This is a genomic window from Glutamicibacter sp. MCAF14, from assembly GCF_052114325.1.
GTDB lineage: Bacteria > Actinomycetota > Actinomycetes > Actinomycetales > Micrococcaceae > Glutamicibacter > Glutamicibacter arilaitensis.
In genome coordinates this window covers 865,882-879,646 of record NZ_JBFREO010000004.1, presented here as the reverse complement: position 1 = coordinate 879,646, position 13,765 = coordinate 865,882, and the positions used below count along the sequence as shown (strand labels likewise).

14 protein-coding genes are annotated in these 13,765 nt (G+C 62.9%); 7 read left to right on the top strand and 7 right to left on the bottom strand.

What is annotated here, in order from left to right; translation table 11 throughout:
- Positions 1–25: 25 nt before the first annotated feature.
- Together AB4Y71_RS11715 and AB4Y71_RS11710 are read right to left on the bottom strand one after the other, a co-directional pair.
- A complete protein-coding gene (locus tag AB4Y71_RS11715) occupies positions 26–1,237 on the bottom strand; it encodes a class I SAM-dependent methyltransferase (RefSeq protein ID WP_013349274.1) in 1,212 nt (403 codons plus the stop codon).
- The gene (locus AB4Y71_RS11710; RefSeq protein WP_134779976.1) at positions 1,234–1,908 is read right to left on the bottom strand and encodes a YigZ family protein; all 675 of its coding nucleotides are present in this window, start codon (positions 1,906–1,908) and stop codon (positions 1,234–1,236) included. Before AB4Y71_RS11710 ends, AB4Y71_RS11715 begins: the two co-directional genes overlap by 4 nt.
- Positions 1,909–1,933: 25 nt before the next feature.
- Here AB4Y71_RS11710 and coaE point away from each other — a divergent pair, with 25 nt between their 5' ends.
- From coaE to AB4Y71_RS11685, 5 genes are all read left to right on the top strand, one after another.
- The gene (gene coaE, locus AB4Y71_RS11705; protein ID WP_441720516.1) at positions 1,934–2,530 is read left to right on the top strand and encodes a dephospho-CoA kinase; all 597 of its coding nucleotides are present in this window, start codon (positions 1,934–1,936) and stop codon (positions 2,528–2,530) included.
- Between the two features lie 2 nt (positions 2,531–2,532).
- A complete protein-coding gene (locus AB4Y71_RS11700) occupies positions 2,533–2,781 on the top strand; it encodes a hypothetical protein (protein WP_441720515.1) in 249 nt (82 codons plus the stop codon).
- A 73-nt stretch (positions 2,782–2,854) separates the two neighbouring features.
- Positions 2,855–4,942 (top strand): excinuclease ABC subunit UvrB, encoded by a 2,088-nt coding sequence (gene uvrB, locus AB4Y71_RS11695; protein ID WP_013349270.1) that lies wholly within the window; start codon positions 2,855–2,857, stop codon positions 4,940–4,942.
- Between the two features lie 125 nt (positions 4,943–5,067).
- Positions 5,068–6,225, top strand: coding sequence for a TerC family protein (locus tag AB4Y71_RS11690; protein ID WP_441720598.1), 1,158 nt, complete (start codon positions 5,068–5,070; stop codon positions 6,223–6,225).
- A 103-nt stretch (positions 6,226–6,328) separates the two neighbouring features.
- Positions 6,329–6,781, top strand: coding sequence for a MarR family winged helix-turn-helix transcriptional regulator (locus tag AB4Y71_RS11685; protein WP_134779979.1), 453 nt, complete (start codon positions 6,329–6,331; stop codon positions 6,779–6,781).
- A gap of 83 nt (positions 6,782–6,864) precedes the next feature.
- On the opposite strand, the gene AB4Y71_RS11680 is transcribed toward AB4Y71_RS11685, so the two are convergent.
- Together AB4Y71_RS11680 and AB4Y71_RS11675 are read right to left on the bottom strand one after the other, a co-directional pair.
- A complete protein-coding gene (locus tag AB4Y71_RS11680; RefSeq protein WP_013349267.1) occupies positions 6,865–8,148 on the bottom strand; it encodes an alpha/beta fold hydrolase in 1,284 nt (427 codons plus the stop codon).
- Positions 8,148–8,636 (bottom strand): GNAT family N-acetyltransferase, encoded by a 489-nt coding sequence (locus AB4Y71_RS11675; RefSeq protein ID WP_441720513.1) that lies wholly within the window; start codon positions 8,634–8,636, stop codon positions 8,148–8,150. The genes AB4Y71_RS11680 and AB4Y71_RS11675 overlap by 1 nt, the downstream gene beginning before the upstream one ends.
- 62 nt (positions 8,637–8,698) lie before the next feature.
- Here AB4Y71_RS11675 and AB4Y71_RS11670 point away from each other — a divergent pair, with 62 nt between their 5' ends.
- Together AB4Y71_RS11670 and AB4Y71_RS11665 are read left to right on the top strand one after the other, a co-directional pair.
- Positions 8,699–9,451, top strand: coding sequence for a metal-dependent hydrolase (locus AB4Y71_RS11670; protein ID WP_134779982.1), 753 nt, complete (start codon positions 8,699–8,701; stop codon positions 9,449–9,451).
- Positions 9,452–9,502: 51 nt separating this feature from the next.
- Complete coding sequence (locus AB4Y71_RS11665; protein ID WP_441720511.1) at positions 9,503–10,453, top strand: phosphotransferase; 951 nt, start codon at positions 9,503–9,505, stop codon at positions 10,451–10,453.
- A 15-nt stretch (positions 10,454–10,468) separates the two neighbouring features.
- Here AB4Y71_RS11665 and AB4Y71_RS11660 read toward each other — a convergent pair whose 3' ends face one another.
- The 3 genes from AB4Y71_RS11660 to AB4Y71_RS11650 form a co-directional block, all read right to left on the bottom strand.
- Positions 10,469–10,660 (bottom strand): hypothetical protein, encoded by a 192-nt coding sequence (locus AB4Y71_RS11660; RefSeq protein WP_013349261.1) that lies wholly within the window; start codon positions 10,658–10,660, stop codon positions 10,469–10,471.
- A 72-nt stretch (positions 10,661–10,732) separates the two neighbouring features.
- Positions 10,733–11,188, bottom strand: coding sequence for an NUDIX domain-containing protein (locus AB4Y71_RS11655; RefSeq protein ID WP_441720510.1), 456 nt, complete (start codon positions 11,186–11,188; stop codon positions 10,733–10,735).
- A gap of 2 nt (positions 11,189–11,190) precedes the next feature.
- Positions 11,191–13,722: a DEAD/DEAH box helicase gene (locus tag AB4Y71_RS11650; RefSeq protein ID WP_441720508.1), complete on the bottom strand. Its 2,532-nt coding sequence runs from the start codon at positions 13,720–13,722 to the stop codon at positions 11,191–11,193.
- Between the last annotated feature and the right edge of the window lie 43 nt (positions 13,723–13,765).

Genomic DNA, 13,765 nt, shown 5'->3' with positions numbered 1-13,765 from the left:
CGGGGGAGTGCGAACTGTGGAAAAGCTATTGTGCGCGTGTCGAGGAGGTCACGGTGAAGGTCTTGTCGCGCGCCAGCTGGGTGGTGGGGCCGATACGGCGGGCCAATTCGCTGCGGTAGCGCAGATGGGAGTTGAACACGCACAGCAAGGTGCCGCCGGGTGCCAGCACGCGCGCCGCGTCGTCGATCAGCTTGAACGCGATGTCGGCGGTGACGGTATTGCCGATATGGAACGGCGGGTTCAGCGTGATCAGCGTGGCCGATTGCGCCGGCAGGCGGCTCAGTGCGTCATCTTGCACCGCAGTGATGCGCTGGCCCAGGTCATTGCGCTGCGCGGCGGCCAGGGTGGAGGCAACCGCGGAAGCCGAATGATCTGAAGCGTCCACGCGCAGCGACGGGTATTGAAGCGCCGCGAAGATGCCGATGGAACCGTTGCCGCAGGCCAAATCCATCAGCGTGTCGTGGGTGGACAGATCGGGCAGGTTCTCCAGCAGCAGGCGGGTTCCCGGGTCCAGACGCGCCGCGCCGAAGGTGCCGGCTCCGGCGACCAAGGTGAATGCGGTGTTGCGGACCTGGTGGGTGGCGGTGGCAGGGAAATTGCTGTCAGGCTGCTCGTCGCGGGGAATGCTTGCGGTGAGTACCCGGGATTTTTGCCGGGCCAGCGACACGTCCAGGTGCGTGAAGTGCGCGGAGAGCACCTCGTTCATGCCCCGGCTCATGTGCTTGATCCGGCCACCGGCAAATAGCTTGGCGCCGGGACCGGCCACGGCAGCCACGGCGGCGACCTGTTCGCCCAGCACATCCAGCCCGCGTGGCAGGGCCAGCAAAATGGTGGCGGCCTGCTCGGCGACCTCGGCCAGCGGATGGAAGCTCAGATGCCCGGCTGCCTGGGGCAGCAGCCGGTTCAGGTTCGCCTCGATGGCGCGCCGGGCGGTTAGCGAATCGGTGTGCACCCGCACCTGCGTGCTGCCCAGCGCCAAGGCGCCCAGGGCCAGCGCGCCGTAGTGATCGCCGATGATGGCGATGGACTGCGGCCACGGCGCTGTCCCGGGCTGGCCGGGGATGGCCGCGGCGCAGGTGTCCAGGATCAGCCGGTCGGCGGCGTCAGCCGCGTATAGGTTTTCCGCTTCCACATCGGGCCAGCGGCGTAGGCCATCGAACAGATCTGGCAGCAGGCTGGCCTGGGCGCTGGGACCGGTGGGATCCACAGCGGAACTCGGGGAAATTTCGGAACTCAAATCAAATCAACCCATTGCGTGTTGGTGGAATTCAGTGTTGCTGCGCCGGAGGTGAGGGTGGCGATGTGCGTGTGCAGTTCTTGTGCGGCCTGCTCGGTGTCCGGGATGCCGATTCGCACGATGGCGTGCTGCGCCTGCCATTCGGTGGGTTCGACCTGGTAGCCGGCGGCGCGCAGCTCGTTTTCGTAGCGGGCAGCTTGGGCGTGCGAGGCGGTGAATGCGAAGATGCGCAGGCGCTGGCGCAGGTGCAGCGGTGCGTGGTCCAGTCCCGAGGAGACCGCATCGGAATAGGCGCGGACCAGGCCGCCGGCACCCAGCTTGATGCCGCCGAAGTAGCGGACCACCACGGCCAGCACGTCCGAGAGCACGCTGGCATCGGGCATTTCGCGCTTGGCCAGGGCATCGAGCATCGGGATCCCGGCGGTGCCTGAGGGTTCGCCGTCGTCGTTCGAGCGCTGCACGATCCGGTCCGGGCCCAGGATGAACGCGCTGCAGTGGTGCCGGGCATCGAAGTGGGTTTTGCGCAGGGCGGCGATATGCGCGCGGGCGGCGGCTTCGGTTTCGACACGGAAGAGGTAGGTGATGAAGCGCGAACGCTTGATTTCCAGCTCGTGGATGGAATCGCTGGTCAAAGTCGTGTACCGCGTTGCAGCCGAGTCGTTGGTGTTCATCCCTTTTAGTTTATAGGGTGGGAACATGTTGCATGTTGGACTGACCGGGGCAGTGGCCTCTGGAAAATCTGCGGTCGCGGCGAAGCTAGCCGCCCTGGGAGCTGTAGTCATCGATGCCGATAAGCTGGCGCGCCAGGTAGTTGAACCTGGCACGCCCGGGCTCGGTGCGATCAAAGACACCTTTGGGGAGGATGTACTGCTGCCCGACGGGTCGCTGAATCGGCCGGCTTTGGCCGCGACCGTCTTCTCCGATGAAGCGCAGCGGGCTAAGCTGAACGCGATCGTGCACCCGCTGGTTCGCGCGCAAGCCCAGAAGCTGCGTGATGCGGCACCTAAGCAGGCGCTGGTGGTGGAGGATATTCCGCTTTTGGTCGAGTCCGGGCAGGCGGAGAAGTTCGATGCCGTGGTGGTTGTCCAGGCGCCGCTGGAAGAACGCATGCGCCGAATGGTCTACGATCGTGGGTGGACTGAAGCTGATGCCAAGGCGCGGATTGCCGCGCAGGCTACCGATGAGCAGCGGGCGGCGGTGGCCGACTACCTGCTGGATAATTCCGGCAGCTTGGCAGAACTTGAAGCGCAGGTTGAATCCCTCTACCAGCAATTGGCCCCGACGCAGGAGTAAGAATGTACAAGATTTGCAAGTGGACCACGCTGGCCGCCTTCGCGTTGGCACTGGTGCTGTGGCTGGGCTTTGGCGGGCGCGATGAATTTGTCGGCCAGGAGGGCGGACCGTATTCGCCGGTGGTGTACATCAGCGGCCTGCTGGCGCTGCTGGGGCTGGTTGCGGCGACCATCATGACCGTGGGCTTCTTCGGCTCAAGCATCCAGCGCACCGTGAAGCGCAACGCCATCCGCTACGGGATGCGCAAGTAGCCTCGGGCAGCTTTAAGCTGATAGCTGGCTTGAACCCCGCCCTGCCGTCGGTGGTGCTCGCTATGCTAGAACCATGAGTCTTGCACAGCCGATCAAGCGCGTGGTCGCCCCCTTCGAAGTCATCAGCGAGTATGAGCCGGCAGGCGATCAGCCGCAGGCCATCAAGGCGCTGACCGAACGGATCAACGCCGGCGAGAAGGACATCGTGCTGCTCGGTGCCACCGGTACCGGCAAGTCCGCGACCACCGCTTGGCTGGTCGAACAGGTGCAGCGCCCCACCCTGGTGCTGGTGCAGAACAAGACCCTTGCCGCGCAGCTGGCCAACGAATTCCGCGAGCTGATGCCCAATAACGCGGTGGAGTACTTCGTCTCCTACTACGACTACTACCAGCCCGAAGCCTACGTGCCGCAGACCGATACCTTCATCGAAAAGGACTCCTCGATCAACGAGGAGGTCGAGCGGCTGCGCCACTCCGCGACCAACTCGCTGCTCACCCGGCGCGACACGATCGTGGTCGCCACCGTCTCGTGCATCTACGGCCTGGGCACCCCGGAGGAGTACGTGGCCGGGATGGTCACCGTGCGCGCCGGCGAAGAACTGAACCGCGACGCGATGCTGCGCCAATTCGTGGCCATGCAGTACACCCGCAATGACATGGACTTCCACCGCGGCACCTTCCGCGTGCGCGGGGATACCGTGGAGATCATCCCGATGTACGAAGAGCAGGCCGTGCGCATCGAGTTCTTCGGCGACGAGGTGGAAGCGATCCACACACTGCACCCGGTGACCGGCGAGGTGATCCGCGAGGAAACCGAGATGTACATCTTCCCGGCCAGCCACTATGTGGCCGGCGCCGAGCGGATGCATAAGGCGATCAAGCGGATCGAAGACGAGCTGGCGGTACGCCTCAAGGAGCTCGAATCGCAGAATAAGCTCGTCGAAGCCCAGCGGTTGCGCATGCGCACCACCTATGACCTGGAAATGATGGAGCAGATGGGCTTCTGCAACGGCATCGAGAACTACTCGCGGCATATTGACGGCCGCGAGGCCGGCAGCGCCCCGCACTGCCTGATCGACTACTTCCCGGATGACTTCCTGCTGGTGATCGACGAGTCGCATGTGACCGTCCCGCAGATCGGTGCCATGTACGAGGGCGACATGTCGCGCAAGCGCACCCTGGTGGAGCACGGGTTCCGCCTGCCTTCGGCGATGGATAACCGCCCGCTGAAGTGGGATGAGTTCTTGGAGCGCATCGGGCAGACCGTTTACCTTTCGGCGACCCCTGGCAAATACGAGCTGGGCAAGTCCGACGGATTCGTGGAGCAGATCATCCGCCCGACCGGCCTGATCGACCCCGAGATCATCGTCAAGCCCACCAAGGGCCAGATCGATGACCTGCTCGATGAGATCCGCACCCGCGTGGATCGCGACGAGCGCGTGCTGGTCACGACCTTGACCAAGCGGATGGCCGAGGATTTGACCGACTACCTCACCGAGCACCAGGTGCGGGTGCAGTACCTGCACTCGGATGTGGACACGATCCGCCGTGTGGAGCTGCTGCGCGAACTGCGCATGGGTTCCTACGATGTGCTGGTGGGCATCAACCTGCTGCGCGAGGGCTTGGACTTGCCCGAGGTTTCCCTGGTGGCGATCCTTGATGCCGACAAGCAGGGTTTCTTGCGTTCGGCGACTTCGCTGATCCAGACCATTGGCCGTGCTGCGCGTAACGTGTCGGGCCAGGTGATCATGTATGCCGATAAGATCACCGACGCGATGGGCCAGGCGATCGAGGAGACCAATCGCCGCCGCGAGATCCAGGAAGCGCATAACAAGGAGCACGGGATTGACCCGATGCCGCTGCGCAAGAAGATCGCGGACATCACCGACCAGCTGGCACGTGAGGATGCCGACACGCAGGAGCTGCTGAATAATAATCGGTTGGCGAAAAATGCCAAGCGGACGAAGGCTTCGTCCACGGTGCGCAAGGATGGCCTGGCGGCGGCTCCGGCCGAGGATCTGCTGACCCAGATCGAGGAAATGACTGAGCAGATGCATGCTGCGGCAGCCGAATTGCAGTTCGAGCTGGCTGCCCGCATCCGTGATGAAGTCTCCGAATTGAAGAAGGAATTGCGCCAGATGAAGGCCGCCGGGCATGCCTAGCAGACGGATGGGACGGCGCCGTATTTCGGACTTCGGCTAAGGCTGTGGGGTTGCTGTGCGCTACACTTGTTCACTGGACGTAGGGGAGTATCCCAATGCTGTGAACGTCAACACGCGGACCAATGATGTTTCGCCGGGCGCAGCAGCCGACCAGCAATACAGGCATCGAGCAGTTCGAGCACCTGGCTGGCGGCGGAGAGACTTGCGGCGATTTTGTATACCCTCCAACGAAAGGTCGCTCGTCCGTGGGCACTTCTGGAATTAGCCTTCAATTTGAGATCATCGCACTGGTAGTACTGTGCCTTGTTCTGGCCGCTGACTTACTGTACGTAACCAAGCGTCCGCACATTCCTTCCATGAAGGAAGCTGGCATCTTCGTCAGCGTTTACATCGGCTTGGCCATCGCCTTTGGCGGTTTGGTCTGGTGGCAGGCAGGACCGCAGCTCGGCCAGGAATTCTACGCCGGCTGGATCACCGAATATGCGTTGTCGGTAGACAACCTGTTCGTCTTCATCATCATCATGGCGCGCTTCTCGGTACCTCGTAAGTACCAGCAGGAAGTGCTGATGTTCGGCATCATCATCGCGCTGATCCTGCGTGCGATCTTCATCGTGCTGGGCGCGGCGATCATCGAACAGTGGTCGTGGGTCTTCTACATCTTCGGCGCCTTCCTGCTGTGGACCGCATGGAACCAGCTCAAGGATGAAGACGAGGACGAGGAAAGCGGCCTGGTCAAGAAGCTGACCGCCAAGATGCCGATTTCCAAGGAATTCGACGGCGCCAAGCTGCGTACCGTGGTTGACGGCAAGAAGCTGTTCACCCCTATGGTGCTGGTCTTCGTGACCATCGGCATGACCGACCTGCTGTTTGCTTTCGACTCGATTCCGGCCATCTTCGGCCTGACCAAGTCCGCGTTCATCGTCTTCACCGCGAACATCTTCGCACTGATGGGCCTGCGCCAGCTGTACTTCCTGCTCGGCGGCCTGATGAACCGTCTGGTCTTCCTGAAGCACGCATTGAGCTTCATCCTGGCCTTCATCGGCGTGAAGCTGGTCTTCCACGCATTGCACGAGAACAACCTGCCATTCATCAATGGCGGCCAGCCGCTGGATTACGCATGGCTGGATATCTCCGTGGGACTGTCCCTGCTGGTCATCCTGGGCGCGATCGTCATCGCTACCGTGATGTCCCTGTGGAGCCCATGGGGAAAGCGTGCCGCGACTAACGCCGAGGCTGCTGAACTCGCTGAGGCCGCTGATCGCGCCTCGCACGACGACCGCTAAATAACGTACGGACCAACCCGTCGGGACCTGCTGCTTCAGCTGGACCGGCGGGTTTTTCCATGCCCTGATAGGGTGCCTATGCAATTCTGCTAGGCTGATTTTCATGAACGAGATTTCATCACAGGCCAGCGACATCGCAACCGGTGTCGCTATCGCTTCGGGCACGATGGCACGGCTCTTGGGACGGGCCGCCGGGCAAGGCCGCTCGGTCACCGCATGGCGTGTGCTCTCGGTTCTGGATCGGCTGGGCCCGCAGCGCGTGGGCGACCTCGCGATCGAGCAGCGCGTTGCCCAGCCTACGATGACCGGGCTGGTGATCCGCATGGAAAATGACCAGCTTCTCCAGCGACAGCCGGACCCCGATGATGGACGTGCCAGCCTGGTGAAGCTCACCGATGCCGGCAAGGAAGCGGTTGAGGCCTACCGCCAGCGTGCGATCATGGCGCTGGCCGGGGACATCAGTTCCTTCAGCGCCAAGGAACAAGAAATCCTAGCCCAGGCCGTGCCGCTGCTGCAGCGCTTGAATGATCAGGTTGCCTCGAAACTAGACCGCTGAGAGTTCGACACTTAACTGCCAAGGCGCTTGGAACCGCTACCGGATCCAAGCGCCTTGGCTGTTGAACGATGCAAACGTGCAGGCTACTGCGCGGCGGCCGCTTCGGGGTCCTCGCCGTTGGTCATCGCCAGCAGGCGGCGGAAGATTGCCGGCCCCTCGTCGCCGATGCCGTCGTGGTGGTAATCTTCGGTCACCCAGGCCTGCAGCCCGGCGACCTGCGAGGCGGTGCGCAGGGATAACTCGCGATCCACGTAGACGTCGTCGTGGTACACCGCGGCCGCCACCGGCACGGTGTTCGCGGCCAGCACCTCCAGGTCGTAGAGCGGGCCGAAGCCTTCGTGTTCGGCCAGGATGCGCGCCACATCCTCCAGCGGGCGCAGCGCGGGATCCTCGGAGAAGTGCCAGCTGTAGATCATCTCGCCGGTCAGCAACGGTGTTTCAGCGTGGCTGGTGAAGCTTTCGAACTCGGCCAAGACCTGTTCGGCCGCAAAATTAGTTGCGTCGCCCTGGGCATAGATGGTCTCGTGCATCAGTGCGTACAGCGGGTTCGACGCGAAAGATGACTGGGCGTAGAGCGCTTCGAGGAAGGTGTCCGAGAGGCGTTCGCCGCCAGCGGTGGTGCTGAAGGCTTCCTCGAAAATATGGTGCAGCAAGTGCACCCGGGTGTTCCCGCCCAAGTGCATGCCCAGCATCTGCACCAGCGGCACGGTGACGCGCTGGCCGTTGGGCAGCAGTTCGTCCTCGTTGGCACGCACATGCTCGTAGATCTTGTGCAGGGTCTTGAAGTCCTCGGGGTACCAGGAGAAGTACTCGCGGTTGCGTTCGGCCATACGCTGGTAGGTAGCCCGGTAGACGGTTTTCGCGTCGGCATCCAGCGACGCCAGTCCGCCGGTGACCAGGCAGCGGGTCAGCGACTGCGGGAAGAGCGAGAGATAGGTCAGGGTGCAGAACCCGCCGTAGCTCTGGCCCAGGGTGCTCCATTGCTCGATGCCCAGGTGCTCGCGCAGCGCTTCGGCATCACGCACGATCGAATCGGCACGGAAATGCTGCAGGTAGCGGGCCTGGGCTGCGAAGTCGCCGCGCAGCGTCAGGGTCTTGCGATTGGCCGGGGTAGACAGCCCGGTGCCGCGCTGGTCCAGCAGCAGCACGCGGAAGTGCTTGGTTGCCTCGGCAAGCCAGCCGGACAGGGAACCGGGACGCGGAGATTTACCGCCCGGGCCGCCCTGCAGGAACAAGAGCCAGGGCTTGGCCTGATCGGTGCTGACTTCACGGGCGAAGACCGAGATCTTCTCGCCCTGCGGGTCTGCATGGTCCAGCGGGACCTCGATGCGATGGTCGGTGACGTCCATACCGCGGTAATGCCGCATTAGTTTGCTCCTCGGGTGCCAAGTGCGTGCAGTGCTTCGCCGTCCAGGCGGCGTGTGGTCCAGCCGTCCATGGAACCGGCGCCGATCGCGTCGTAGAACTTGATCGCCGGTTCATTCCAATCCAGCACCGACCATTCCAGGCGCCTGTAGCCGCGCTGGACGCAGATCTGCGCCAGGGTGCGCAGCAACGCGGTTCCGGTGCCCGAACCGCGTTGCGCTTCGCGCACGTAGAGGTCTTCGAGGTGGATGCCGTGCCGGCCTTCCCAGGTGGAGTAGGTCAGGAACCACAGGGCCATGCCCTTCAGCTCGCCGGATTCATCCTCGGCCACGTGGGCGAATACCTGGGGATTGGGGCCGAAGAGGTGCTCTTGCAGATCAGCTACGGTGTTGTGCACCGCATCTGGTTCCTTTTCGTAGTCGGCCAATTCCTGGATCATCTCCAAGATCTGCGGGCAGTCGCCCGGAACAGCTTCACGCACAATACTCATGTGTTCCAGCTTACCTCCGTCGCACCGCTAAAACGTCGGTGACCAGACCTAAGGTTGAATGCATGATGGGTGGACACCACGCGGTGAGCGGCGCAGCCGCATGGTTGGCAATAACGACTCCGGTCACCGTGGGATCGGTGAACCTGGGGCTGGGCACCTTCCAAATGGACCGCTGGGAAACCCTGGCCGGAGCGATCGTGTGCGCAGGTGCCGCCCTGCTGCCCGACGCCGATCACCATTCGGCCACGATCGCCCGTTCACTGCCGCCAATTTCCAGCATCTTCACCCGGATCATCGGTTCGGCTTCCGGCGGGCACCGCAATGGCACCCATTCGCTGATCGGCATCGCCTTCTTCATCTTCCTGGCCTGGCTGGCCAACGGCTGGGATGTGCAAACCGCGGCCCTGGGGACGGTTTATCCGGCGGCGGCGCTGTTCGCGATCCTGCTGATCTCCTTCGCGGTGAAGACCATGAAGTTCATGCCGCCGCTCTTGTGCTGGATTATCGCCCTGGCCGCCGGCACCTTCGTGGGGATGAATGCGCCCGAGCAGAACCTCTGGTTCCTCATGGCCGTTTCGGTCGGTGCGATCGTGCACGTGCTGGGCGACATGCTGACCATCGGAGGCTGCAATCTGCTGTGGCCGATCAAGATCGGCTCCCCGCGCTGGTTCCGCCGGATGCCGGTCATCGGCGGCTGCTGGAAGTCCAACGGCCGGGTGGCGCTGCCGATTCTGGGCGAAACCGGCTCCACCTCCGAATGGCTGCTGGCCACGGGACTGACCACCTATGTGGGCATCGCGCTAATCGTCGCCTAGCTGCCCGCAGGCACGCCAGAACATTTTTGGGAGATGGCCTAAGGCCATGGCATGATCCAAACCATGGTGATCCACTACACCCAGCGCATCAGCTGGCCAGATCTTCCTGCCGAACTGCGCGAACTGATTGAATCGCACCTGGGATCGCAAGTCATCACGGCGCATAGCCAATACGGCGGGTTCTCTGCGGGCAGCGCCGACCGGCTGCTCACCGCCGCAGGGCAGAAGGTGTTCGCCAAAGCTGTCAGCCACGGGCTGAATGGCCCGGGCGCCGCCCTGCATGCGCGAGAGGCGGAGATCGCAGCGATGCTCCCGGCTTCGATGCCGGTTCCGAAATTCCTGGGACGGATTCGCTGGGATGACTGGGAGGCGTTGATTTTCGACCAAGCGCCAGGGGTTAACCCGCAGCTTCCCTGGGGTGCCGACGAGCTTATCCGAGTGCTGGACACGCTCGCGCAGCTGGCGGATCAGCAGCCAGCTGGAATCACCAGCTTGCTTCCTGCCCTCGAAGTAGATCTGCGCGAGGACGCCAGCGGTTTTGCTCGGATCATGGCTGATGAATGGATTCCTGCAGACCCTTGGTTGGCGCAAAGCCTGGAAGCACTCCATGAACTGGCCATCGAAGGAATTGGGGCGCTGGCCGGAAACCAGCTGGTGCATACCGATCTGCGCTCGGACAACATCTTGCTGGGCGAAGATGGGGGCGTGCTTCTGGTCGACTGGCCGTGGGCTTCGCGTGGAGCCGCGTGGTATGACGCGTTGACGGTGCTGGTTGAGGCCAGGATTTTCGATCCGGCACTGGATGCGGACGCCATTGCATCATCCCACCGGAGCTTCGCCTCGGCGAGCTCCGATGCTCTGACTGGAGCGCTGGCTGGTTTGGCTGCCTACTATGTTGATGCCGCGCGCAGGCCCGATGTTCCGGGGCTGCCCACCCTGCGCAGCTATCACGCCAAGCAGGCAACGGCCTGCGTTGGGTGGCTTGAAGCCCGATTGGGGTAATGCTAAGACCTGTTGCTAGCCGGACCCGGGCATCTCGGCGTTTTCCCCGCGGTAGATCAGGGCAAGGCCGAGGAATATCAGGCCGAGTTGGAGAACGGTCGCGACCCATGCGCCGGAAGCAAAGAGTTCCGACCAACCGCTGAGCAGCCCTATCAGGACCAGCAGCAATATGCCTGCTCCAAGCAGACGCAGCTTGAATCCATTCATGGCCACACCCTACGACAATGCCCGCAACATTGCTACCGGTTTCCGGCAGGATGTTGCGGGCATCGTGTGCGACTAGTCCAGACGTTGGGGATGGGGCGTTTCCGTGCCGAATCCCATGGAAAGGATCGGCGGCAGGTCGGAATCCAGCCTGGAAAGTACCAGATCTTCCTGTTCAACGAGGTTATCCGGAAGGGAATCCAGCGGGAACCAACGCAGCTGCGCGGCTCGCTCCGGCTCCATAAGTCTCGGTACACCATCCCACTGGCTGGTGCGGAAGAAGAAATCCACGTAGCTGCCAGCTTGCTGGTTACGATGCACCGTGCACAACGGCTGAAGCTGTGCCGAATCGATGTGGATTCCCAGCTCTTCGCCGGCTTCACGCACGGCGGCGGCCTGGGCAGCTTCGCCGGGCTCAACATGCCCGGCGGCCGCAGTGCTCCAGTACCCGTCCATGTAGCCGGTTCCTTGGCGCAGCTGCAGCAAAACCTCATCGCGGTGTTGCAAGATGACGTAGCTGATCGCCTTCATGCCTAGTCCAGACGGCCCACGGAGGTCACGGTAACCACCGGTTCGCCTACCTCGTCCGAGTCATCCAGCGAGATGGTCGCGGAAATACCCCAGTCGTGGTGCTCGGAAGGATCAGCGAAGACCTGGCGTACTTCCCAGATGCGGTTAGGCAGTTCCTTGACGATGAACAGCTTGGAGCTGCGTCCAACCGGACCGTCATCGATGTCATCGTGCTCATCGAAGTAGCCATCCATCGCATCGGCCCAGGCATCCGCGTCGAATCCGTTGTGCTCATCGAGTTCGCCCAGCGCCTTGTCTTGCTCGTCAGCGAAGAGCTTCACGCGGCGGAACATCTCGTTGCGGACCATCACGCGGAAGGCCCGCACATTGCTGGTCAGCTTCTCCGGTGCCGGAGGCGGCGCGGTTTCGGTTTCCTCGTTCAGCTCGCCGCGCGAAAGCTCTTCCCACTCATCGAGCAGCGAGGAGTCGATTTGGCGGATCATTTCGCCCAGCCACTCGATCAGGTCTTCCAGATCCTCGCGCAATGCGTCCTGCGGGACGGTCTGGCGCAGCGCCTTGTAGGCGTCGGTGAGGTAGCGCAGCAGCACGCCTTCGGAGCGGGCCAGCTGGTAGTACTGGACGAAGTCCGAGAAGCCCATGGCGCGTTCGTACATGTCGCGCACGATGGACTTCGGGGCCAGCTCGAAGTCCGAAAGCCACGGGGCACCGGAACGGTACTGTTCGAACGCGCTTTCCAGCTTCTCGGCCAGCGGCATCGCATAGGTGACTTCATCCAGTGCGTTCATCCGGTCGTTGTAGTCCATGCCTTCGGCCTTCATCGCGGCAATGGCCTCGCCGCGGGCCTTCTTCTCCTGGCCGGAAAGCACCTGGCGTGGCTTTTCCAAGGTCGCTTCGATGACCGAGACGACATCCAGCGCGTAGCTGGCTGAATCCGGGTCCAGCAGATCCAGGGCGGCCAGCGCGAAGGGGGAGAGCGGCTGGTTCAATGCGAAGTTCTGCTGCAGGTGCACGGTCAGCTCATAGTAGTTGCCGTACTCATCCGGGCTCTCCCGGCGCACCACGACCTCGGTGGCGATCAATTCGCGCAGGATGCCCAGGGCACGCCGCTTCAGCTTGCGCTGGGAGGCTGGAGTCTCATGGTTCTCGGTGAGCAGGCGCATCGCGGCTTCGAAGGCGTTGTCTTCGCGCTCCAGCAGGTTCAGCAGCATCGAGTGCGAGACCTGGAAGGAGGACTTCAGCGTCTCGGGGGCGGCGGCGACAATCTTCTCGAAGGTCTTCTCGCCCCAGGTCACGAAGTTCTGCGGCGGCTTCTTCTTCGGGATCTGCTTGAGCTTGGAGGAGCCCTCGCCGTGCTTCTTCAAAGCCTTTTCCATGGCCTTGTGGTTCTCGATGGCATGTTCTGGTGCCTGGACCAGCACGGTACCTGCAGTATCAAAGCCGGCACGTCCGGCACGGCCGGCGATCTGGTGGAATTCGCGGGCGTTGACGATGCGGGTGCGGGTGCCGTCGAACTTGGACAGCGCGGTGATCACCACGGTGCGGATCGGCACGTTGATGCCCACGCCCAGGGTGTCGGTGCCGCAGATGACCTTGAGCAGACCGGCCTGGGCCAGCTGCTCGACCAGGCGCCGGTACTTGGGCAGCATGCCGGCGTGGTGGATGCCGATGCCGTGGCGGACCAGGCGGTTCAGCGTCTTGCCGAAACCGGCGGCGAAGCGGAAGCCGCCGATCATTTCGGAGATCTTTTCCTTCTCCTCGCGGGTGGCCACGTTCACGCTCATCAGCCCGGTGGCGCGGTCGATCGCGTCCAGTTGGGAGAAATGCACGATGTAGATCGGCACCTGCTTGGTCTTGATCAGTTCCTCCACCGCTTCCTGCACCGGCTCCATGGAGTAGTAGAAGTGCAGCGGGATGGGGCGCTCGGTGTGCGCGACGGTGACGGTCGGGGTGCCGGTGCGCTCTTCAAGTTCCTTCTCGAAGCGGGTGACATCGCCCAGGGTGGCGCTCATCAGCAGGAACTGCGCCTGCGGCAGCTCGATCAGCGGCACCTGCCAGGCCCAGCCGCGCTGCGGGTCGGCGTAGAAGTGGAATTCGTCCATGATCACGCAGCCCACGTCGGCCTTGGAGCCTTCGCGCAGGGCGATGTTCGCCAGGATCTCGGCGGTGCAGCAGATGATCGGTGCATCGGCGTTCACCGAGGAGTCGCCGGTGACCATGCCGACGTTCTCCGCGCCGAAGATCTTGCACAAGTCGAAGAACTTCTCGGAGACCAGCGCCTTGATGGGCGCGGTGTAGAAGCTGATCTGGTCGCGGGCCATGGCATAGAAGTGCGCGGCAATGGCGACCAACGACTTGCCCGAACCGGTAGGGGTGGCCAAGATGACGTTGTTTCCGCCGGCCAGCGCCATCGACGCCTCGTCCTGTGCGGGGTAGAGGTTGATGCCGCGGGTGGTGACCCACTGGCCGAAAGCCTCATAGATTTCGTCGTCGGATACGTTCTTGCTGTCTGCTGGCAGATAATCGGTGAGCAACATGATGTTCCTAGCCTATCGGTTGAGAACTATGACTGGGAGCTGG

What these genes read in the sequence shown, in the direction of transcription:
- AB4Y71_RS11665 (WP_441720511.1), top strand. Translation starts at nt 9,503, where the DNA reads ATGATCCAAACCATGGTGATCCACTACACCCAGCGCATCAGCTGGCCA.
- AB4Y71_RS11670 (WP_134779982.1), top strand. Translation starts at nt 8,699, where the DNA reads ATGATGGGTGGACACCACGCGGTGAGCGGCGCAGCCGCATGGTTGGCA.
- AB4Y71_RS11710 (WP_134779976.1), bottom strand. Translation starts at nt 1,908, where the DNA reads ATGAACACCAACGACTCGGCTGCAACGCGGTACACGACTTTGACCAGC.
- uvrB (WP_013349270.1), top strand. Translation starts at nt 2,855, where the DNA reads ATGAGTCTTGCACAGCCGATCAAGCGCGTGGTCGCCCCCTTCGAAGTC.
- AB4Y71_RS11680 (WP_013349267.1), bottom strand. Translation starts at nt 8,148, where the DNA reads ATGCGGCATTACCGCGGTATGGACGTCACCGACCATCGCATCGAGGTC.
- AB4Y71_RS11700 (WP_441720515.1), top strand. Translation starts at nt 2,533, where the DNA reads ATGTACAAGATTTGCAAGTGGACCACGCTGGCCGCCTTCGCGTTGGCA.
- AB4Y71_RS11690 (WP_441720598.1), top strand. Translation starts at nt 5,068, where the DNA reads ATGTTTCGCCGGGCGCAGCAGCCGACCAGCAATACAGGCATCGAGCAG.
- coaE (WP_441720516.1), top strand. Translation starts at nt 1,934, where the DNA reads ATGTTGCATGTTGGACTGACCGGGGCAGTGGCCTCTGGAAAATCTGCG.
- AB4Y71_RS11650 (WP_441720508.1), bottom strand. Translation starts at nt 13,722, where the DNA reads ATGTTGCTCACCGATTATCTGCCAGCAGACAGCAAGAACGTATCCGAC.
- AB4Y71_RS11675 (WP_441720513.1), bottom strand. Translation starts at nt 8,636, where the DNA reads ATGAGTATTGTGCGTGAAGCTGTTCCGGGCGACTGCCCGCAGATCTTG.
- AB4Y71_RS11655 (WP_441720510.1), bottom strand. Translation starts at nt 11,188, where the DNA reads ATGAAGGCGATCAGCTACGTCATCTTGCAACACCGCGATGAGGTTTTG.
- AB4Y71_RS11660 (WP_013349261.1), bottom strand. Translation starts at nt 10,660, where the DNA reads ATGAATGGATTCAAGCTGCGTCTGCTTGGAGCAGGCATATTGCTGCTG.
- AB4Y71_RS11685 (WP_134779979.1), top strand. Translation starts at nt 6,329, where the DNA reads ATGAACGAGATTTCATCACAGGCCAGCGACATCGCAACCGGTGTCGCT.